This is a genomic window from Rhizobium sp. 10PS4 (assembly GCF_032464805.1).
Classification (GTDB): Bacteria; Pseudomonadota; Alphaproteobacteria; order Rhizobiales; family Rhizobiaceae; genus Rhizobium; species Rhizobium laguerreae.
Map to the genome: position 1 here is coordinate 163596 of NZ_JAWDIW010000010.1, position 18783 is coordinate 182378.

Below are 18783 nucleotides of genomic sequence, written 5' to 3' on the forward strand. Positions count from 1 at the left end.
CTACCGCGCGCGGATTACTTAGGCGTGGTCGAGCCAGTCGCCGTGGTATCGGTACCGGTCGCAGCCGGAGCCGGAGCCTTTTCGGCCGCCAGCATTGCCAGCGTCTTGAACTCAGGTGCGGCCTTCAGCGATTCAGCCGTTTCGCTGGTCGTCAGCTTGACGCTGCCGTCCTGGGTATTCTGCGCGACGGTGATCTTTTCCATCGGCACGGCGACGTTCTTTTCGCCGATCCCGAGGAAGCCGCCGACGCCAACGATTGCGGCAACCATGCCGCCATCCTTCTTGAGGATCAGGTCGTTGACGCTGCCGATGCTTTCATTGTTGCCGTTATAGACCGACTGGCCGATATAGGTGTTGGCGCTGATCTGGTCCGGAGCCTGCTCCGTCAGATAGGCGGCCTGAGCCGTATCTGCCGTCGGTGCCGGGGCCGGAGCCTGTGCGGCATCGCCTGCGGGTTTGGTGACATCAGGCGTCATCGGCTTCGGTGCTGCCGGATCGGCGGGAGCCGTCTGGGCCGGAGCGGCGGGATCCGCCGGCTGCGGCGCCGTCTGCGAAAATGCCGCCGGTGCGAAAGCCGTGGCAAACAGTGCGCCAGCGGCAACGGTCGTCAAGAGTTTGCGTGTCATTTCGAACCTACTTTCATTTCCTGGAGTAATCGCTGACCCGGCAACGCCTGTTTGATTGCCGCGCCGGTTCGAAAGGAAAATGAGTGGTGGGCCGATTGGTTCCGGTTGAAAACACGGAAAATTTCTCGATTCTCACGGAACATTTATCGAAGAGCTGCCACCAAAACCAGAAAAGGCGCCCGGTCGGGGAGCGCCTCAGATGGCCTCGGACATCCCGTGTTCAGATCACATAGACCGGATCGAACACGCCCTTGACGTCAATACCGAGTTCCAGCAGCGCGCCGGCGCTCGGCTGCGCCGAACGGGCATCCTCGTCGAGCCCTTCCCAGGCGGTCGTTACCGCCAGGCGGTCGGCATTGACGCCGATGAAGGCGGGGCAGGAGGGCTGGACGGCAGGAACCATATAGCGCGAGATGCGCAGACCGTCCGGACTATAGCGGTCGACGACGCCGGCGCCCCAGCGCGCATTCCACAGATAGCCGTCGGCATCGACCACAGAGCCGTCGATGCTGCCGGGCTCGTCCATGCTGTCGACCAGCACGATCGGCTCGCCCGAGGGGAGGCCGGTCAACGGATCGACCATGACGCGCATCAGCCGGTTGATGCGGGAATCCGTATAATAGCCGACCGTGCCGTCAGGCGAAAAGCAGATCGAATTCGGAATGCTGATGCCATTGAAGATCTTCGTCACCTTGCCGCTGGCGACATGATAGATAGCGCCGGCCTGGTTTTCCGCCCGTTTGCTCATCGTGCCGATCCAGAGCGCACCGGAAGGATGGGTGCGGCCGTCGTTCGAACGGTTTTCCGGCCTGTCGTTTTCAAGCGCGGCGTAGAAGGTGAGGTTGCCGTTTGCCACTTCGCGCACGAAGAGTCCCTCCTCCGTCGCGATCAGCTGACGTCCGGCGTCGATGCGGGCCAGCACGCTCGCCATCACAGGCAGCGGGTGCACCTTTTTCTCGCTCGTCGAAAGATTGAGCTCGTGCAGTTCCTTGCCGAGAATGTTGAACCACCAGACGGTGTTGCTGTCCGGATCATAGGTCGGACCTTCGCCGAGGACGGAATTGGTATTGCAAAGTGTTTTGCCCTCGAACTCATAAATATCGGTCATACGTTCACGCTCCCAATGGCTGCATCATAGGCGTAAATGGTCGCCTTGGCGCGCTCGGCAACCTCTGATGCGGTCATTCCCGGCTTGTAAATGCTGGTGCCGAGGCCGAAGGCGAAGATGCCAGCCTTGGTGTAATCGCCGAAATTCTTGTCCGACACACCGCCGACGGCGGCAATCGTCAGCTCCGGCGGCAGGATTGCCCGGATCGCCGTAATGCCGGAAGGGCCAAGCACGCTGGCCGGAAAGAATTTGAGACCGGTGGCGCCGGCGCGCGCAGCTGCCAGCGCCTCGGTCGGCGTAAAGACGCCCGGCATCGTCACCATGCCGTATTCGCGCGCCCGGATGATCACCTCGGGTTCGACATTCGGGGTGACCAGCAGCTTGCCGCCGGCCGCATGCAGGCCGTCGACTGCCTCGACGGTCAGCACCGTGCCGGCGCCGATCAGCACTTCGGCCGGCGCCATCTTCGCGGCGAGCTCGATGGATTTGAACGGTTCCGGCGAGTTGAGCGGGATCTCGATCGCCGTCAGGCCATTTTCGATCAGAGCACCGACGACGCTTTCGGTCTCGTCGGGCCGGATGCCGCGAAGGATGGCGATCAGCGGGCGCTTCATGTCGGGGAAGGGAATGCGGTTCATCGTGTCAGCTTTCTCAGTTCGGCCAGATGGCTTCGGCGGCAGCCGAAAGCCCGCGGCGCACGGCAGCGTCGGCGTCGATGGCGGTGAAGGCAAGGGAGAGGGTTCTGAAGGCCTGTTCGTAAAGCGCCTGCAGGCGCCCGGATGCGACGAGGGTGATGGTGGTGCCGTTTGCCGTATCCTGCAGCGCCCCGGCGATTTCGAGGCCGATCAGCGTACCGGAAAGCCGGGCTTGTGCGGCAGCGGCAGAAATCCCGTGCAGGAGCTGGCCGGAACGGGCGGCAAAGAGCAGGTTGGAGGCAAGGGCCGGGCGTGCGAAAGCGGCCGAGACCGCGGCCTCGAAAGCCGCCGCATCCGCCGGCTGCTCTTCCGCACCGGCCACGGCATGCGAAAGGATCGTGTGTTTGCTGATGACGTCGAAAAGCTCGCCGGTCATGAAGGTCGAAAAGCCGGTCACCTTGCTGTCCGTCACATGCACCCATTTCGAATGCGTGCCGGGCATGCAGACCGCCTGCGCGCCTGAGCTTGCGCGGCCGAGCGCACCGAGAAGCTGGGTTTCCTCGCCACGCATGACGTCGGGCCTCGCCATGTCCCGCTGGGCAAGGCCCGGCAGGATGCGGATGTCGCGGCTTTCGCCGGGCACGGAGACCGCCCCGGTCAGGATCGAGGCGAGCGGCGCCGGCACATCGATATAACCGGCCTCGACCCAGCCCTGCCTAGCGCCGGCCATGCCGCAGACGATCACCGGCAGGTTTTCCGGCGCCTCGATGGCGGCGAGATGGCCGGCAAGCACCGCGGAAAAGCCGGTCTTTGCCGCGCTCGTCATGCCTTCGCCGCTGCGGCGTTCGGCAAGCACGGTGCCGTCCCTGCCGATCAGCCAGAGCCGGAAACTGCTGGTGCCCCAGTCCACCGCGACATAAGCGGGATTTGTCATTACAGAACGCCTCCATCGACAATCAGGGACTGGGCGGTCATCGCCGCCGCACAGTCGGATGCAAGAAACAGGCAGGGACCGACGATCGCATCGGGTTTGAGCGCAACCTTCAGGCACTGATCCTCGACCGAGCGCGCAATGCTTTCCTCGGTGAGCCAGTGCTGCATCTGCCGCTCGGTGACCACCATGCCGGGCAGGATGCAGTTGACCCGGATGTTCTCCGGCCCGAGCCTGCCCGCCAGGCTCTTCGTCAGCCCGACGACCGCCGCCTTGGCCGCCGCGTAGGCGGGAAAACCGCCCATGTTCAGCTTGAAGGCGATCGACGACATATTGATGATCGCCCCGCCGCCAGCCACCCGCATCGACGGCACGGCTGCCTGCGACGTGAAGAACACATGCTTGAGGTTGACCGCCTGGTTGTTGTCCCAATAGGCCTCGGTCACCGCGTCGAATTCATGGCGGTCGTCCCAGGCGGCATTGTTGACCAGCACGCGGATCGGCCCTGAATCGGCAATGACGGTATCGACCGTGCGCCGGATCGCCTCGATGTCGCGCAGGTCGGCATGGTGAAAGGAGACCGGATGCGCAGTCTCCCGCGACAGCCTTTCGGCAAGCTCGCGGCCCGCGATCTCGGCGATATCGATGAACGAGACCTTGGCGCCCTGGCGCGCGAAACCTTCGACGATCGCAGCACCGATGCCCGATCCGCCGCCGGTCACCAGCACGGCTCGGTCTTTGAATTCGGGAAATTGTGCTGCCATCATGGTCACCGTCGCCTCCCAACGTCTGCTGTTCCATTATTTGGAACTTAATTTGACTATATGGAATTATCGAATTACACTGCCCTTTCTGTCAAGGGCGGACAAGGTGATGAATTCAAACGGCGAAAGCGCGGCACAGACACGCGAGACCGGCACGCTCGGCAAATTGATGGTTCTGCTCGATCTCGTCACCCATGCCGATGCGCCGCTGCGTTTCACCGATATCCTGGCGCTTGCCGGCCAGCCGCGCGGCACGCTGCATCGCCAGCTCACCCATCTGGTCGAGGAGGGGCTGCTCGAGCTCGATGGCGACGGCCGTTATACGCCTGGCCTGCGCCTGCTCGATTTCGCCGCGCGCAGCTGGGCGCGCAACGAGTTCCGCCTGATTGCCGAACCGCACCTTAGAGATCTGCAGCAGGCGACCGGCGAGACGGTGCATCTCGGCGTTCTGAGAGGGCAGTCGATCATCTATCTCGATAAGGTCGAAGGTCGTCAGCCGGTACGCATGTATTCGCAGATCGGCAATGCCTCTCCCTGTTATTGCACCGGCGTCGGCAAGGCCGCCCTTTCGCTGCTGCCGGCCGAAAGCCTCGTCGATCTGCTTGCCGGCCTGAGCTTCACCAGCTTTACCGCCTCGACGCATGTCTCTGCCGAAACGCTGCTTGCCGAAATCCGCGAGATTGCCGATCGGGGTTATGCCTTCGACCGCGAAGAGCATGAGGCCGGCATCCGCTGCGTTGCCGCACCCATCTGGTCGGAGGATCGGACCTTTATGGGTGGCATTTCGATTACCGGCCCGGCCTATCGCTTGTCGATGGAACTTCTGCACCAATGGTCCGTTCCGGTGCAACTGGCGGCTGCGAGTATCATGGAAGGCATGCGCGTCCGTCTCGGTCCGCGCCGTTGACAGAAGATCGCCGTCGGCCACTGCTGGACGTCATCGCAGAGCATGCTTATGATAAGCGCGATATTGAGATTTTCCGGCGAATCACCACAACTAGAACGGTCCGCGAAATCTACAACCATTCACCGGCCGAAACGCTCAACGCCGAAGCCGATTCCAACCAGCGATCGTCGTTCCCCGATGCAATCGAAACACCCATAGCGGGCAGGTTTCGCAAACGGTTTGCCGGCCGCTGTGCCGAAAATGAAGAAATGTGATGGCACCCTTGTCGCAAACATCCACGGAAGAAGACGATTATGTTCAGGAAATAGCGGGCCTGAAAACCCAGTTCGATATTTTCCGTTTCATGAAACGGGTGACGGAAGCCTATCGCAGCCGTGCCTTCATGGTTCTCAACCTGCCGCCGATCACCTCTTTCGATCTTCAGGGCAGCACTGTCATCACCAGCTGGCCGGCCGAGCTTCTGGCCCTCTACGACCAGGAGGGCCTGATGGTGAACAGCCCGGTTCTCCGGCGGCTCAGAACATCCGCGCGACCCTTCTTCTACGACATGTCACGACATAACCTGTCGCGGGACGACGGCAAGTCCAATCTCGTCGCCTCCCTGTTCGAACGTTTTAAGATGATGCGCTGCGCCTACTTCCCGACACATGACCCCTCCGGCCTGCGCGGCGCCGTCTCTTTTGCCGGCGACCGCGAACCCTTCAGCGCGGCAGAGATGCGCGAACTCTCCTACATTGCCATCCACGTCTTCGACAGGCTTGCCGAGATCCGCAACCTCGATACGCGCATGACGGACACGCTGACCGACCGCGAGATCGATTGCCTCAACTGGACGGCGGCCGGCAAGACCAGTGCTGAAATCGCCGAAATCCTCACCCTGTCCGAGCACACGGTCAATCACTACCTCAACCGCGCCACCAAGAAGCTCGACACGGTCAACCGCACCCAGGCCGTCGCCAAGGCGCTGCGCATCGGCCTGATCAAATAAGTTGCAAAAAACAACCGACTGCTTTCGAAGCCGCACAGCGCGTAGGCATACCTTTCCTGCTGAGGGGCTGCCGCAAGCGCTTTTACGCTCTTTTTCCTGATTTTCCATCTGGCACGCTTTCTGCATCTCTTTTGCGAGAGGTCCAGAGGGGACTTTGAGGCCAGCGCCAGCAAATGGCGCGGCCGACACACCGCTGCCCGACGCCGATGCCGCTTTTCTCCCGGCCCTTCGGTGTCGGCGGCGGTTGTTGCGTTTTGGCACCGCTTCTTTCCCGGCTGCCTGCGTTTTTCCCTTCCTCGTTCACTTTTCGCTGGTCTTTTTTTCGGCTTGCTCTAGTTCGCCCCGGATTGCGCCGGTTCTCGGGGAGACCGTTGCGGCCATCAGGGCGAAAGCCCGGCGGACTTGATGGCCGCAACGGACTGCCAATTCTCCCCGGCGCCTTTTTGCGCGCCGGCAATCGATTTCCCTCCCGATGATTTTGTTTGGCGAAGGCTTCCGTCTCCACTATTTGTGATCTGCAAGAAGAAGCAGTGAGGGTGGAATGGCCGACGTCACCAAGGAACAGGTTCTCGAAACGCTGAAGACCGTGCGTGGACCGGATCTCGAGCACGATATCGTCGAGCTCGGCATGGTCTCCGATGTCTTCATCTCTGACGGCAAGGTTTATTTCTCCATCACCGTCCCAGCCGATCGCGCCAGGGAGCTGGAGCCGATGCGGCTCGCCGCCGAGCGCGTCATCAAGGAAATGCCAGGCGTCAAAGGTGCCCTCGTCACACTGACAGCGGACAAGAAGGCCGCCGCCGCCGCTCCGGCTGCCCGCTCTGCGCCGAACCCGCCTCACGGCCATGCCGGCCACGATCACCAACATGATCATGCGGGCCACGCCCACGCTCCTCAACAGCCTTCACGCGCCGGCAAGATCGGTGTGCCCGGCATCGGCGCCATCATCGCCGTCGCCTCGGGCAAGGGTGGGGTCGGCAAGTCGACCACCGCCGTCAATCTCGCACTCGGCCTGCTCGCCAACGGTCTTCGCGTCGGCATTCTCGATGCCGATATCTATGGTCCCTCGATGCCGCGGCTGCTGAAGATATCGGGCCGCCCGACGCAGATCGACGGCCGCATCATCAATCCGATGGAGAATTATGGCCTCAAGGTCATGTCGATGGGCTTCCTCGTCGACGAGGAGACTGCGATGATCTGGCGCGGGCCGATGGTCCAGTCGGCGCTGCTGCAGATGCTGCGCGAAGTCGCCTGGGGCGAACTGGACGTCCTCGTCGTCGACATGCCGCCCGGTACCGGCGACGCCCAATTGACCATGGCCCAGCAGGTGCCGCTTGCCGGCGCCGTCATCGTCTCGACGCCGCAGGATCTCGCTCTGATCGATGCCCGCAAGGGCCTCAACATGTTCCGCAAGGTCGAGGTGCCGGTGCTCGGCATTGTCGAGAACATGAGCTATTTCATCGCCCCGGATACCGGCACCCGCTACGACATCTTCGGCCATGGCGGCGCCCGCAAGGAGGCCGAGCGCCTTGGCGTGCCCTTCCTCGGCGAAGTGCCGCTGACGATGAATATTCGCGAAACCTCCGACGCCGGCACGCCGCTCGTCGCCTCCGAGCCGAACGGCATCGTCGCCGGCATCTATCGCGGTATCGCCGCCAAGGTCTGGGAGCAGGTCGCGGGCCAGTCCCAGCGCCCGGCGCCGGCGATCGTCTTCGAATAATGCATGCCGCCCGGCGTGTGAAGCGGTTCCGGGATAACGGCATGCTTGGAACAAAGGGCTAAGCCCGCCGTATGAATCACGTACGCTGCCAGGCGCTAACAGGCCCGAATCACCGCAGCGGATACCCCAAATTGTGGGGGAAACGTGGTGAAAAGCCGCGCTTCACGGAAGGTGTCTTGATTATTTCGCGGCTTTGCTTCATATGCCGCGGCGCCATGATGGCGTTTTGCTGCAGATGCTCAGTGACGGCGGTCTTCGTTTCGAAGAGGCCGGCCCGCCTGCAAGTTCGGAGTTGTCTTGTCGATCGAAGGATTGGGAACTGCGATGCGGTTGAGCACAACGCGCATGCCGGCCTTTAAGGTTGGATGCAGCCGGAGAGACGACCGGTGATTACCGCCTACTGTTCCAATTGCAGGTCGGTCGAGATCCGCGATCTGTCGCATGCCGCGTCCTTTCCCGAGGATGTCGTCTGGATCGACATGATCGAGCCGACCCGCGATGAGGAACTCTATGTCGAGAAGATTCTCGGCATAGAGGTCCCGACCCGCGACGACCTCAAGGATATAGAGCCCTCCGCCCGTCTCTATGTCGAAAACGACGCCGTTTTCATGACCGCCTCGCTGCTCTGGAAGGCTGACACCGACGTGCCGACGCTGACCGATGTGGCCTTCATTCTGGCTGGAAACCGCCTGGTCACCATTCGCTACGCCCATCCCAAGTCCTTTGCACTGTTTATCGCCGCCCTCCACCGTTTGCCGGAAAACTGGCGCAGCGGCGCTGCCCTTCTCGCCAAGCTCTTGGAGACGATCGTCGACCGCACCGCCGAGATCCTCGAGATCTCCGTCTCGCGCATCGACATCTTGTCGACGCATGTCTTCGGCGACCGGGCAAAAAAGGTGCGCAAGCCCTCGAACTATCTTGAGGAGAAGCTCAGGGATATCGCCGGCCATCACCGGATGATCAGCAAGGTGCGTGACAGTCTCGGTTCGCTGTCCCGCCTGCTGACATTCTTTCACACCATCCCGGCGATCCAGCAGGACCGCGAGGCGAAGGAGCTCTGCCGCACCGTTTCCCGCGATATCCAGTCGTTGTCGGAGCATGCTTCCTTCGTCGCCGCCAACATCACTTTCCTGCTCGATGCTTCGCTCGGGCTGATCAACATCGAGCAGAACTCGATCATCAAGATTTTCTCGATTGCCTCGGTGGTGTTCTTGCCGCCGACGTTGGTCGCTTCCGTCTATGGTATGAACTTTCAGGTCATGCCGGAGCTGACCTGGGCCGCGGGTTATCCCTATTCGCTGGCCTTGATGGTGATCTCCGCCGTCATCCCCTTTTTCTTTTTCCGCTGGAAAGGCTGGCTCTGAGGAGCCTGTTAAACCTTCATGTCCGAAGATAGCCATCCGAACGAACGCCATATGACGCCGAAAAAGCTGTTCTATCTCGGGCTGGGTTCCGTCGGTGTCGTCTACGGCGATATCGGTACCAGCCCGCTCTACGCCTTTCGCGAAGCGCTGAAACCGGTGGCCCATGACGGCCTCACCCGTTTCGAAGTCATCAGCCTGATCTCGCTGATGATCTGGGCGCTGACGATTATCGTCACCATTAAATATGTGCTCTTCCTGCTGCGCGCCGACAACGACGGCGAGGGCGGCACGCTGTCGCTGCTTGCCCTTCTGATGAAGACCGCTAACGGCCATACCGCCATGCTGATGTTGCTTGGCCTGATGGGTGCGGCCCTCTTCCTCGGCGATGCGATGATCACGCCGGCTCTATCCGTGTTGTCGGCCGTCGAGGGCCTGAAGCTCGTCACACCCCGCCTCGCGGATTACATAGTGCCGATCTCGGTGGTGATCTTGGCGCTGCTCTTTGTGGTGCAGTCGCGCGGCACCGGCGCCGTCGCGAGGTTTTTCGGCCCGATCACCGCCGTCTGGTTCCTCGTCATGGCGGCCGCCGGCATTTCCCATATCTCCGACGATTACGGCATCCTAGCCGCATTCAATCCCTATTACGCCGTCAGTTTCCTGCTGCATGAGGGCTTTTACGGCGTCGTCGTGCTCGGCGCCGTCTTCCTGACGGTGACGGGCGCTGAGGCGCTCTATGCCGATCTCGGCCATTTCGGCCGCCGCCCGATCCAGTGGGCCTGGTTCCTGTTGGTTTTCCCGGCGCTGACGCTGAACTATCTCGGGCAGGGCGCTCTCGTTCTCGGCAATCCGGCGACGATGTCCGATCCCTTCTATCTGATGTATCCGAAATGGGCGCTGCTGCCGGTCGTCATCCTGGCGACCGCAGCGACGATCATCGCCAGCCAGGCGGTCATCACCGGCGCCTTCTCGATGGTGCGCCAGGGCATCAACCTCGGCTTCCTGCCGCGCATGGAAATCCTTTTCACCTCGGAAACCAATACCGGGCAGATCTTCGTGCCTTCGGTCAATGCCGTGCTGTTCATCGGCGTCATCTTCCTGGTTCTGAGTTTCAAGACATCGGACGCACTGGCGACCGCCTACGGCATCTCCGTCACCGGCGCCATGGTCGTCACCTCGATCATGGCCTTCGAATTCGTCCGCGCCCGCTGGAACTGGTCGCTGCCAGCTGCGGTGATCGCGCTCGTGCCGCTGGTCGTGCTCGAATTGATCTTCCTCGGCGCCAACCTTTTGAAGATCCACGACGGCGGCTATATCCCGATTCTGATCGCTACGGCCTTTACCGTCGTTATGTGGACCTGGCGTCGCGGCACCGCGATCCTGATGGAAAAGACCCGCCATACCGATATTCCGCTCGCCTCCTTCGTCAGCTCGATCGAGCGCAAGAGCGAACATTCGCCGGCCCAGGTTCCGGGCACCGCGATCTTCCTGACCAGCGATCCGGAATCCGCCCCCGCCGCCTTGCTGCACAATCTCAAGCATAACCACGTGCTTCACGACCGCAACGTCATCCTGACGATCCGCACGGTCAACAAACCGCGCGTTCCAAGCCATGACCGTTACAGGGTCGAGCAGATTTCCGAGCGTTTCTCCCGCGTCGAACTGCTGTTCGGCTTCATGGAATCGCAAAACGTCTCGCAGGCCTTGGCGACACTGCGCAAGACCGGACTGAAGTTCGACATCATGTCGACCTCCTTCTATCTCGGTCGACGCAAGCTGGTGCCGGACGCCAAGTCGGGCATGCCCTACTGGCAGGACCGGCTTTACATCGCTCTCGCCAACGCCGCCGCCAACCCCTCGGATTACTTCCGCTTGCCGGCAAACCGTGTGGTTGAACTGGGCTCGCACGTTATTATTTGAGCTCCCTCTTCTCCCCAGCGGGGAGAAGGTGGCCCGCAGGGTCGGATGAGGGGCCACACGGTACACCATTCATTGCCCTTCGCTTGCGCTCAGCGCATTCGCGGCTTTGCCGCTCACCCCCTCATCGCCTCGCTATCGCTCCGGCACTTCTCCCCGCTGGGGAGAAGAGGACGGTCGTGGCGCCTTGGTCCCTTTTCTCCGTAGCCGGAGCAAGAGAGATTGGACCAAGTTGCTGTTGCTTCATCATTGACATCCCTTGGGATCGAGGCCGGAGGTGCTGCACTGCTGTTCCCAAACACACGAGATTACCCCTCACATTAGAACATCCAAAACTTCTCACGGTCACATTTCGGCACGGCCTGTTAACCGGACATCAAGGTTAATGCGAGACTTTCAACGGAATGTTCCCGCGTTCCATGCCCGGAGTCCGTGTTGCGTCGAAAGAGCCCTTCCCGTAGCAAGCTGCGTCTCATTCCCGAGAATTGGGTGTCGCCCGTAATCTTCGGTCTCGCCGGCTGGCTGATTTTCCCGAGCGCCGCATCTCATGCCGATCTCGCCGCCATGCTCGCCGGCCTCGATCATGAGGGGGAGAACTGGCGCATGGTGCTGACCAATTCGCCAGCCGGCTCCATCCACCAGGCCGAACTCGCCTTCGCCGAGCCGATGGTGACCGGTGCGATCTCCGCCGGTGCCGGCATGGTGCTGCCCGATGGCCGCAAGGTCGCCTTCAATACCAAGGACAAGGGCACTGCCAAGGATAGGGGCCACGAGGACACGCCGGACGAGGATCGCGTCAACCGTGGCAGCAAGAAAGGCCGCGTCGTCGCCGTGGAGAAGATGCAGCCGCCGAAGGATTTTTCCGCCGGCTCGATCCTCGAGCGCACCAAGATGCTCTTCACCCCGAGCTTCGATCTCAAGGACCGGTCGGCTTTCGTCAAGCCGAAGATCCAGGGCAAGGAAATCGAGATCGCCACATCTTTCTATAAGACGCAGCCTGCGGTGACCGATAATGGCGTGCCGGCAATGCTCGCAGGCCTCGTCACCAGCAACAAGGCCGATGTTCTGGCCACCGCCTATGCACCGGCCACACCCGACTATGCCCGCCAATCGCCCTTCGATTCCATCCTGACCGAACAGGACAGCGGCCGCTTCGTTCCGGAGATCGGCCCGCGCGATCACGCCTGGGCCGCAAGCGTGCTGGCGCCGAGCGTCTTTTCCGCCCGAGAACAGCAGTGCCTTGCCTCCGGCATCTATTTCGAGGCGCGTGGAGAATCGGTGAAGGGACAGGCGGCCGTCGCCCAGGTCATCCTCAACCGCGTCCGCAACCCTTCCTATCCGAAGACCATCTGCGGCGTCGTCTATCAGAACGAGGATTGGCGCAACCGCTGCCAGTTTTCCTTCGCCTGCGACAGCATCAAGGACAGGGTGAACTCGGAATATCACTGGCGAGTCGCCCGCGACGTAGCGATGGCTGTGACATCAGGCAAGATCTGGCTGCCGCAGGTGGGTTCGGCGACGCATTACCATGCCGTCTATGTCAGACCAAAATGGGCAAGGACCATGGAAAAGGTCGGCCGCATCGGTCTTCACGTCTTCTATCGCACCTATGGCGGCGGCTGGAGCTGAGATAAATCGCTGGGGCAAGCCGATTTCCGGCCCGCAAAAGCGGATTCTTTCCGTCGAATTTGCGCGATCGACCCGGAGTCGATTTATCTCTTTGATTTGATGGAATTATTTTCTCGCTGGACAGAAGCTGTCTACGCCTTGACTATGCTAATCCCTAAAACTATGTTGCGCGCGACTTCAGAACGGGCCGGAAGGGTCTCAACCTTCGCGTCCGGGGTCCGAATGACCGGGGTAGCGGGAGTGCGGGCGACGGACAGGTGAGGAGAGATCCATGGCGGATGACCGCGAGGAAAGTCTTGAAAAGCGCCGTGCGCAATTGGGAGCGAAACTCGCGACCAAGCGTGTCGAGACGGGACAGGACGAGGCTAGGGAAGCCCGCGCCGAGGTAAGCCGCAAAGGTTATGCCCAGGCGATGAAGCTTTCCAGCGAGTTCATTTCCGCAATCGTCGTCGGTGCTCTCCTTGGCTATCTCCTCGACCGTTTTGTTGGCACGGCGCCTTGGGGTTTGATTGTTCTTCTGCTTCTCGGATTTTGTGCCGGCGTTCTGAACGTGCTGCGTTCTGCGGGGGTGGTGGCCCATCCCCTGGACGACAAGGACGACAAGAAATAAGGACCGGTTCCGGTCCAGTGCAATGACCCCGCGTCCTGCGGGCCAAAGAGAGAGAACAAGCGGTGTCTAACGATCCGACTCATCAGTTCCTGATCCAGAAGATTGTGCCGATCGAAATCGGCGGAGTTGATTTTTCGTTTACCAATGCATCGCTCTTCATGGCCGTTTCAGCTGCTGCTGCCGCAGGCTTCCTCTATTTCTCGACCTCGAACCGCGCCATCGTGCCGGGCCGTTCGCAGTCGGTCGCCGAAATGTCCTATGAGTTCATCGCCAACATGCTGAAGGAAGGCGCCGGCAAGCAGGGAATGAAGTTCTTCCCGCTGGTCTTTTCGCTCTTCATGTTCGTCCTGACGGCCAACCTGCTTGGCATGTTCCCGTATTTCTTCACGGTGACGAGCCAGATCATCGTCACCTTCGCGCTCGCGATTCTGGTTATCGGTACGGTTCTCGTCTACGGTTTCTATAAGCACGGCTTCCACTTCCTGAATGTCTTCGTGCCTTCGGGCGTGCCGGGCATTCTGCTGCCGCTGGTCGTCACGATCGAAATCATCTCCTTCCTGTCGCGACCGATTTCGCTCTCGGTTCGTCTTTTCGCCAACATGCTCGCCGGTCACATCACGCTCAAAGTGTTCGCAGGCTTCGTCGCCTCGCTCGGAACCATGGGTGCTCTGGGTATCGGCGGCGCCGTTCTTCCCCTCATCATGACCGTCGCCCTGACCGGTCTCGAGTTCCTCGTCGCCTTCCTTCAGGCTTACGTCTTTGCGGTGCTGACTTGCATGTACCTCAACGATGCAATCCATCCGGGCGGGCACTAAGGATAACGACATCGACGTCAAAGGGCGTCAGTCATTCGCCGCAACAACCATTTCAAAGGAGTTCAACATGGAAGCGGAAGCAGCAAAGTACATCGGTGCAGGCCTGGCTTGCTTTGGTATGGCCGGTACGGCTCTCGGCCTCGGCAATATTTTCGGCAGCTACCTCTCCGGCGCACTGCGCAATCCGTCTGCCGCTGACAGCCAGTTCGGCCGTCTGGTATTCGGCTTCGCCGTTACGGAAGCTCTGGGCATCTTCTCGCTGCTCGTCGCTCTCCTCCTCCTCTTCGCCGTCTGATATCGGCGAATAGATGGATCACGGCCTGCGACCGCAAGCCGTGATCCTTTGCATTTGCAGTCCACCTGGAGGTGAGCATGTTTTTTGTGACCCCGGCTTACGCTGAGGAAGCACCGGCGGCAGCGACGGGTACGGATGCGCATGCCGCTCCGGCCGCAGGCGAGGTCCATACCGAGACTGGTGTTGCCGAAGGCGAACACGCCCGCGGCCCTTTCCCGCCTTTCGATTCAACGACCTACGCGTCCCAGCTGCTTTGGCTGGTGATCACGTTCGGCGTCTTCTATTTGCTCATGCAAAAGGTCATCGCGCCGCGCATCGGGGCCATCCTCGATCAGCGTCACACGCGCATTTCCCAGGATCTGGAAGAGGCCGGCCGCCTGAAGGCCGAAGCCGACGCCGCCGTCCAGACCTATGAAGGTGAACTGGCCGCCGCCCGCGCCAAATCCAACGCGATCGGCTCCGCCGCACGCGATGCCGCCAAGGCCAAGGCCGAAGAGGAACGCCGCGCTGTCGAGGCGAGCCTTTCGGAAAAGATCAAGGCTGCCGAGCTCCGTATCGGCGAGATCAAGGCCAAGGCCTTCGCCGACGTCGGCACCATTGCCGAGGAAACGGCGGCTGCCGTGGTCGATCAGCTGATCGGCGGCACCGTCGCCAAGGCCGATGTCGCCGCCGCCGTCGCGGCTGCCAAGAAGGAGGCTTGATCGATGGAATTTGCCTTTGACGCGACTTTCTTCGCCTTTGTCGGCCTCGTCCTGTTCCTGGCGCTGGTCGTCTACCTGAAGGTTCCGGGCATGATGGCACGGTCGCTCGACGACCGCGCCGACCAGATCCGCAACGAGTTGGCTGAAGCCAAGCGTCTGCGCGAGGAGGCCCAACACCTGCTCGCCGAATACCAGCGCAAGCGCAAGGAAGCAGAAGCCGAAGCGGCCCACATCGTTGCCGCCGCCGAGCGCGAAGCCGAAATGCTGACCGCTGAAGCGAAGAAGAAGACGGAAGAATTCGTCGCCAACCGCACGGCGCTGTCCGAGCAGAAGATCAAGCAGGCCGAGGTTGAGGCGATGAAGGCGGTGCGTTCCGCTGCCGTCGATCTCGCAATCGCGGCCGCTGAAACCGTGCTTGCCAAGCGGGCCGACACCAAAATCCAGTCCGAGCTCTTCGGCAATGCCGTCGGCCAGGTCAAGACGCGGCTGAACTGAGCAGCTTCGAAAAAGTTTGAGAGAAAAGGCCGGGCATGTCCCGGCCTTTTCTTTTGGCAGTCTTTTTGCCCGGCTTTTCTTTTGAATGACTTATTCGGAAAGCAGCTCGTCCATCTCGGGACCGTCCTCGGTCTTGCGCAACGGCCTGAAGCTCATCCGGTGCAGCGAACAGGGGCCGTGCCTTTCGATGCCGGCGCGGTGTTGCGCCGTGCCGTAGCCCACATGCGCGGCAAAACCGTAATCCGGAAACACATGATGTGCCCGCGCCATCATCCGGTCGCGCGTCACCTTGGCGACGATCGAGGCTGCGGCGATCGAGACCGAGCGGGCATCGCCCTTGACCACCGCCTGTCCGGGGCAGTCGAGACCGGGCGGCACGTCGAGCCCGTCGGTCAGCACGTAGCTGGCCGGAATGGCGAGGCTGCAGATGGCCCGGCGCATGGCGTCGAGGCTTGCCTTGCGGATATCCGTCTCGTCGATGCGCGTCGAACTGGAGGAGGCGATGGAGACGGTCGCAGTCGCCAGAATCTGCACGAACAGTTCCTCGCGCCGTTGCGCCGAAAGCTGCTTGGAATCGTTCAGCCCCTCAGGGATGCGCTTCGGATCGAGAATGACGGCGGCCGCCACGACGGGTCCCGCCAGCGGGCCGCGGCCAGCCTCGTCGGCACCGGCGACCGGCCAGTGGCCGGCCTTGCGGGCTTTGAGTTCCAGTCGGAAATCCGGCACGAGTGGAGCCGTGTCGAAAAGCAGGGGAGAATCGGGTGGCGTGCGAGGTTTCATGCGGCTGAACCTCGCACGCCAACCCGATTTCCCGCAAGTCCCCGGATCAGGGCGGCGGCCGGGGACCGGTCCGGCGGATGGTGGCGGTCAGGGCCATCCGCGGGAATTGCGCTCGGTGCTCGAAAACAGGGCGGTTTTGTCGAGATGCCGAAACGCAAGCTTAAAAATCAAAGAAGCGACAATTGCACGCCGCTGCCATCAGGCGGTACGAACAGGTCATCGCGCAGCGGCACACTACGTCGCGTCAGCTCGAAACGTCTGGCGGCCATTTCAAAGCGCCGGGCGATCTGCCAGGCATAGGGACCGGCGCCCTTCATGCGCTTGCCGAATTCGGCATCGTAATCCTTGCCGCCGCGCATCGAGCGTACCAGCGACATCACATGCCGGTAGCGATCGGGATAATGCTGCAGCAGCCAGTCTCGAAACAGCGGGCTGACCTCGAGCGGCAGTCTGAGGATGACATAACTCGCCTCGGCAGCGCCCGCAGCCTTTGCCGATTCGAGGATGCGCTCCAGCTCGTGGTCGTTCAGCGCCGGGATGAGCGGGGCGGCCATGACTGCCGTCTGGATGCCTGCTTCGGCAAGGGTGCGGATCGTCTCCAGCCGCCGCGGCGGTGTGGCGGCACGCGGCTCCATCGTCCGGGCAAGCTTGCGATCCAGCGTGGTCACCGAGATGCCGACGCGCACCAGGTTCTTAGCTGCCATCTCCTGCAGAATGTCGAGATCACGCAGGATCATCGCCGACTTGGTGACGATCGATACCGGATGGTTCGCCTTGTTCAACACCTCCAGAATGCCGCGCATGATGCGCCATTCCTTCTCGATCGGCTGATAGGGATCGGTATTGGTGCCGATTGCGATCACCCGCACCTTGTAGCCCGGCTTGGCGAGCTCCCGCTCCAGCAGTTTTACCGCATCGGGCTTGGCAAAGAGCTTCGTCTCGAAATCGAGCCCTGCGGAAAGCCCCATATAGGCGTGTGTCGGCCGGGCGAAACAATAGATGCATCCGTGCTCGCAGCCGCGATAGGGATTGATCGAGCGGTCGAAGGAAAGATCCGGCGATTCGTTGCGGGTGATGGCCGTGCGCGGCTTCTCGACCTGCACTTCCGTCTTGAATGGCGGCAGCTCTTCCCAGGTCTGCCAGCCATCGTCGACGGTCTCCCGCTGCAATGGCTCGAACCGACCTGTCGGGTTCAGTCCCGCCCCACGTCCACGCCGCCGGTCGACCTCGACTCTCAGGCCGGAGGACACGATCATCGCATCGGCAATATCTGCCGTATTGGCAGGCGCGAATGCGGCCTGCCCTGCCAGGGACTGCTCTCTCATCGGATTCTCCCGCGGCGGAAAGCCATCGCCTTCGCCCGTTTTGCTGATTAAATTCCTATCCGCAAAATGAGAACAATGCAAGAACAAAATGAGGAAAACGGCGCTGGCAAAAATTTGTGCGGCGCATTATAAATAGTCAATGTTGACGGTTGTTCTCGAATGTCAGGATCAGGAATCTGAACTGGCACAGACTTTATCGGTACTGGTGGCAGGCGCGGTGGAGGGGCTGGTGAGCGATGTGGTCGTGCTCGATCACGGCTCGCGCGACGGCACCTCGCGGGTGGCCGACGCCGCCGGCTGCCGCTTCCATTCGCAATGGGATATCAAGGACATCGTCCGCGCAGCGCGCGGCGAATGGCTGCTCTTCGTCGAGCCGGGCGCCAGACCCCAGGCCGGCTGGATCGATGAGATCGCCGAATATGTCGCGCTGAACAAGCTGCCGGCGCGCTTCACCGCGTCGCGCGGCTACCGGCGCCCGTTTTTCCAGCGTGTCGGCCGAGCCGTGCCGCCGCTGGAACTGGGCTTTCTCCTGCCGAAGAAGCAGGCACTCGCCATTGCCAAAAGCGGCATGCGGCTGACCGAATTCGTCAAGGGGCAGAAGCCGCGCAAGCTCGCGAGCGAACTGATTCCGTCCTGGGTCGCCCGCGCTGCGCGATAGGGCCGCAACCCTCTCGATGAGCAAAAGATGGCGCCCAATAGGATTTCGCGCTATAATTCAAACATGGCGCCGTCGAAGCGCCTCGCTTCGCAACGGAATGGCCATGGAATGCCGGTGAACGGCAGAACAGGTCAGCGACAATCTCCTCTTCTGCCGGGTTCCCGGCGAAAGGAGGTGCGTCATGGCGCGCGGTAGGATCTACGGCGTACGCGGTATGATCTACGGCCTCATGGCCGTCATATTGCCGACATTGGTGATCGCGCATCCGCATTCGGCAGCATCGCAGATGATGCGCAGTTGCGCAGGCCGACCCGAAATCGTCAATTTCCTGGACAAGAATTTCGCCGAAAAGCTCACGGCAGTCGGACTGATCAACCAGAACGCCGTTCTTGAGGTCTATGCCGCCGAAAGCGGCACCTGGACACTCATCGTCACGGATGTTCACGGCATAAGCTGCGTCCTGCTGTCGGGTGACAGCTGGGACACGATGCCCGTCCTGCCAGGCCTTGCGACATAGC

21 protein-coding genes are annotated in these 18783 nt (G+C 61.5%); 14 read left to right on the forward strand and 7 right to left on the reverse strand.

Annotated features, from left to right (window positions below; translation table 11 throughout):
* Positions 1–14: 14 nt before the first annotated feature.
* The 5 genes from RWJ89_RS20105 to RWJ89_RS20125 all read right to left on the reverse strand — a co-directional run bounded on the left by RWJ89_RS20105 (position 15) and on the right by RWJ89_RS20125 (position 4067).
* Positions 15–626 carry a PRC-barrel domain-containing protein gene (locus tag RWJ89_RS20105; protein WP_077976608.1) on the reverse strand — a complete coding sequence of 204 codons (612 nt, stop codon included), beginning with the start codon at positions 624–626 and terminating at the stop codon, positions 15–17.
* Positions 627–846: 220 nt separating this feature from the next.
* Positions 847–1734: an SMP-30/gluconolactonase/LRE family protein gene (locus RWJ89_RS20110; RefSeq protein WP_168341468.1), complete on the reverse strand. Its 888-nt coding sequence runs from the start codon at positions 1732–1734 to the stop codon at positions 847–849.
* Positions 1731–2372, reverse strand: coding sequence for a 2-dehydro-3-deoxy-6-phosphogalactonate aldolase (locus RWJ89_RS20115; RefSeq protein WP_131642876.1), 642 nt, complete (start codon positions 2370–2372; stop codon positions 1731–1733). The genes RWJ89_RS20110 and RWJ89_RS20115 overlap by 4 nt, the downstream gene beginning before the upstream one ends.
* Before the next feature lie 13 nt (positions 2373–2385).
* Positions 2386–3303, reverse strand: coding sequence for a 2-dehydro-3-deoxygalactonokinase (locus RWJ89_RS20120; protein WP_132613321.1), 918 nt, complete (start codon positions 3301–3303; stop codon positions 2386–2388).
* Positions 3303–4067, reverse strand: coding sequence for an SDR family NAD(P)-dependent oxidoreductase (locus tag RWJ89_RS20125; protein ID WP_376774619.1), 765 nt, complete (start codon positions 4065–4067; stop codon positions 3303–3305). Before RWJ89_RS20125 ends, RWJ89_RS20120 begins: the two co-directional genes overlap by 1 nt.
* A 106-nt stretch (positions 4068–4173) precedes the next feature.
* Here RWJ89_RS20125 and RWJ89_RS20130 point away from each other — a divergent pair, with 106 nt between their 5' ends.
* From RWJ89_RS20130 to RWJ89_RS20185, 12 genes are all read left to right on the forward strand, one after another.
* On the forward strand, positions 4174–4971 hold the full coding sequence (locus tag RWJ89_RS20130) for an IclR family transcriptional regulator (protein WP_222062561.1): 798 nt from the start codon (positions 4174–4176) through the stop codon (positions 4969–4971).
* Entirely contained in the window at positions 4968–5225 is a 258-nt protein-coding gene (locus RWJ89_RS20135) for a hypothetical protein (protein ID WP_020048669.1), read from the forward strand. Before RWJ89_RS20130 ends, RWJ89_RS20135 begins: the two co-directional genes overlap by 4 nt.
* Complete coding sequence (locus RWJ89_RS20140) at positions 5225–5959, forward strand: helix-turn-helix transcriptional regulator (RefSeq protein WP_032999143.1); 735 nt, start codon at positions 5225–5227, stop codon at positions 5957–5959. Before RWJ89_RS20135 ends, RWJ89_RS20140 begins: the two co-directional genes overlap by 1 nt.
* A 541-nt stretch (positions 5960–6500) precedes the next feature.
* Entirely contained in the window at positions 6501–7679 is a 1179-nt protein-coding gene (locus tag RWJ89_RS20145; RefSeq protein WP_131666227.1) for an Mrp/NBP35 family ATP-binding protein, read from the forward strand.
* A 386-nt stretch (positions 7680–8065) separates the two neighbouring features.
* Positions 8066–9043, forward strand: a complete 978-nt coding sequence (locus tag RWJ89_RS20150; protein ID WP_072639508.1) for a magnesium transporter CorA family protein — start codon at positions 8066–8068, stop codon at positions 9041–9043.
* A gap of 18 nt (positions 9044–9061) precedes the next feature.
* Positions 9062–10960 (forward strand): potassium transporter Kup, encoded by a 1899-nt coding sequence (locus RWJ89_RS20155; RefSeq protein ID WP_131666226.1) that lies wholly within the window; start codon positions 9062–9064, stop codon positions 10958–10960.
* Positions 10961–11392: 432 nt separating this feature from the next.
* Positions 11393–12586, forward strand: a complete 1194-nt coding sequence (locus tag RWJ89_RS20160; RefSeq protein WP_077976600.1) for a cell wall hydrolase — start codon at positions 11393–11395, stop codon at positions 12584–12586.
* Between the two features lie 271 nt (positions 12587–12857).
* A complete protein-coding gene (locus tag RWJ89_RS20165) occupies positions 12858–13196 on the forward strand; it encodes an AtpZ/AtpI family protein (RefSeq protein ID WP_077976599.1) in 339 nt (112 codons plus the stop codon).
* A gap of 62 nt (positions 13197–13258) precedes the next feature.
* Positions 13259–14011, forward strand: a complete 753-nt coding sequence (locus tag RWJ89_RS20170; protein WP_077976598.1) for a F0F1 ATP synthase subunit A — start codon at positions 13259–13261, stop codon at positions 14009–14011.
* Between the two features lie 67 nt (positions 14012–14078).
* Positions 14079–14306, forward strand: coding sequence for a F0F1 ATP synthase subunit C (locus RWJ89_RS20175; RefSeq protein ID WP_003545854.1), 228 nt, complete (start codon positions 14079–14081; stop codon positions 14304–14306).
* Positions 14307–14383: 77 nt separating this feature from the next.
* Positions 14384–15007: a F0F1 ATP synthase subunit B gene (locus RWJ89_RS20180; RefSeq protein ID WP_077976597.1), complete on the forward strand. Its 624-nt coding sequence runs from the start codon at positions 14384–14386 to the stop codon at positions 15005–15007.
* 3 nt (positions 15008–15010) lie between these two features.
* Complete coding sequence (locus RWJ89_RS20185) at positions 15011–15502, forward strand: F0F1 ATP synthase subunit B (protein ID WP_012756242.1); 492 nt, start codon at positions 15011–15013, stop codon at positions 15500–15502.
* A gap of 90 nt (positions 15503–15592) precedes the next feature.
* On the opposite strand, the gene RWJ89_RS20190 is transcribed toward RWJ89_RS20185, so the two are convergent.
* Both RWJ89_RS20190 and RWJ89_RS20195 read right to left on the reverse strand, forming a co-directional pair.
* Entirely contained in the window at positions 15593–16282 is a 690-nt protein-coding gene (locus RWJ89_RS20190; protein WP_316031329.1) for a ribonuclease HII, read from the reverse strand.
* A 167-nt stretch (positions 16283–16449) separates the two neighbouring features.
* Positions 16450–17607, reverse strand: coding sequence for a PA0069 family radical SAM protein (locus tag RWJ89_RS20195; protein ID WP_077976595.1), 1158 nt, complete (start codon positions 17605–17607; stop codon positions 16450–16452).
* Between the two features lie 139 nt (positions 17608–17746).
* On the opposite strand from RWJ89_RS20195, the gene RWJ89_RS20200 reads away from it, so the two are divergent.
* Both RWJ89_RS20200 and RWJ89_RS20205 read left to right on the forward strand, forming a co-directional pair.
* Entirely contained in the window at positions 17747–18265 is a 519-nt protein-coding gene (locus RWJ89_RS20200) for a glycosyltransferase family 2 protein (RefSeq protein WP_017959187.1), read from the forward strand.
* A gap of 181 nt (positions 18266–18446) precedes the next feature.
* The gene (locus tag RWJ89_RS20205) at positions 18447–18782 is read left to right on the forward strand and encodes a hypothetical protein (RefSeq protein WP_077976594.1); all 336 of its coding nucleotides are present in this window, start codon (positions 18447–18449) and stop codon (positions 18780–18782) included.
* The last annotated feature ends 1 nt before the right edge of the window (position 18783 follow it).

What these genes read in the sequence shown, in the direction of transcription:
- RWJ89_RS20175 (WP_003545854.1), top strand. Translation starts at nt 14,079, where the DNA reads ATGGAAGCGGAAGCAGCAAAGTACATCGGTGCAGGCCTGGCTTGCTTT.
- RWJ89_RS20155 (WP_131666226.1), top strand. Translation starts at nt 9,062, where the DNA reads ATGTCCGAAGATAGCCATCCGAACGAACGCCATATGACGCCGAAAAAG.
- RWJ89_RS20140 (WP_032999143.1), top strand. Translation starts at nt 5,225, where the DNA reads ATGGCACCCTTGTCGCAAACATCCACGGAAGAAGACGATTATGTTCAG.
- RWJ89_RS20190 (WP_316031329.1), bottom strand. Translation starts at nt 16,282, where the DNA reads ATGAAACCTCGCACGCCACCCGATTCTCCCCTGCTTTTCGACACGGCT.
- RWJ89_RS20180 (WP_077976597.1), top strand. Translation starts at nt 14,384, where the DNA reads ATGTTTTTTGTGACCCCGGCTTACGCTGAGGAAGCACCGGCGGCAGCG.
- RWJ89_RS20185 (WP_012756242.1), top strand. Translation starts at nt 15,011, where the DNA reads ATGGAATTTGCCTTTGACGCGACTTTCTTCGCCTTTGTCGGCCTCGTC.
- RWJ89_RS20110 (WP_168341468.1), bottom strand. Translation starts at nt 1,734, where the DNA reads ATGACCGATATTTATGAGTTCGAGGGCAAAACACTTTGCAATACCAAT.
- RWJ89_RS20115 (WP_131642876.1), bottom strand. Translation starts at nt 2,372, where the DNA reads ATGAACCGCATTCCCTTCCCCGACATGAAGCGCCCGCTGATCGCCATC.
- RWJ89_RS20120 (WP_132613321.1), bottom strand. Translation starts at nt 3,303, where the DNA reads ATGACAAATCCCGCTTATGTCGCGGTGGACTGGGGCACCAGCAGTTTC.
- RWJ89_RS20105 (WP_077976608.1), bottom strand. Translation starts at nt 626, where the DNA reads ATGACACGCAAACTCTTGACGACCGTTGCCGCTGGCGCACTGTTTGCC.
- RWJ89_RS20125 (WP_376774619.1), bottom strand. Translation starts at nt 4,067, where the DNA reads ATGATGGCAGCACAATTTCCCGAATTCAAAGACCGAGCCGTGCTGGTG.
- RWJ89_RS20200 (WP_017959187.1), top strand. Translation starts at nt 17,747, where the DNA reads ATGTTGACGGTTGTTCTCGAATGTCAGGATCAGGAATCTGAACTGGCA.
- RWJ89_RS20195 (WP_077976595.1), bottom strand. Translation starts at nt 17,607, where the DNA reads ATGAGAGAGCAGTCCCTGGCAGGGCAGGCCGCATTCGCGCCTGCCAAT.
- RWJ89_RS20145 (WP_131666227.1), top strand. Translation starts at nt 6,501, where the DNA reads ATGGCCGACGTCACCAAGGAACAGGTTCTCGAAACGCTGAAGACCGTG.
- RWJ89_RS20130 (WP_222062561.1), top strand. Translation starts at nt 4,174, where the DNA reads ATGAATTCAAACGGCGAAAGCGCGGCACAGACACGCGAGACCGGCACG.
- RWJ89_RS20205 (WP_077976594.1), top strand. Translation starts at nt 18,447, where the DNA reads ATGGCGCGCGGTAGGATCTACGGCGTACGCGGTATGATCTACGGCCTC.
- RWJ89_RS20165 (WP_077976599.1), top strand. Translation starts at nt 12,858, where the DNA reads ATGGCGGATGACCGCGAGGAAAGTCTTGAAAAGCGCCGTGCGCAATTG.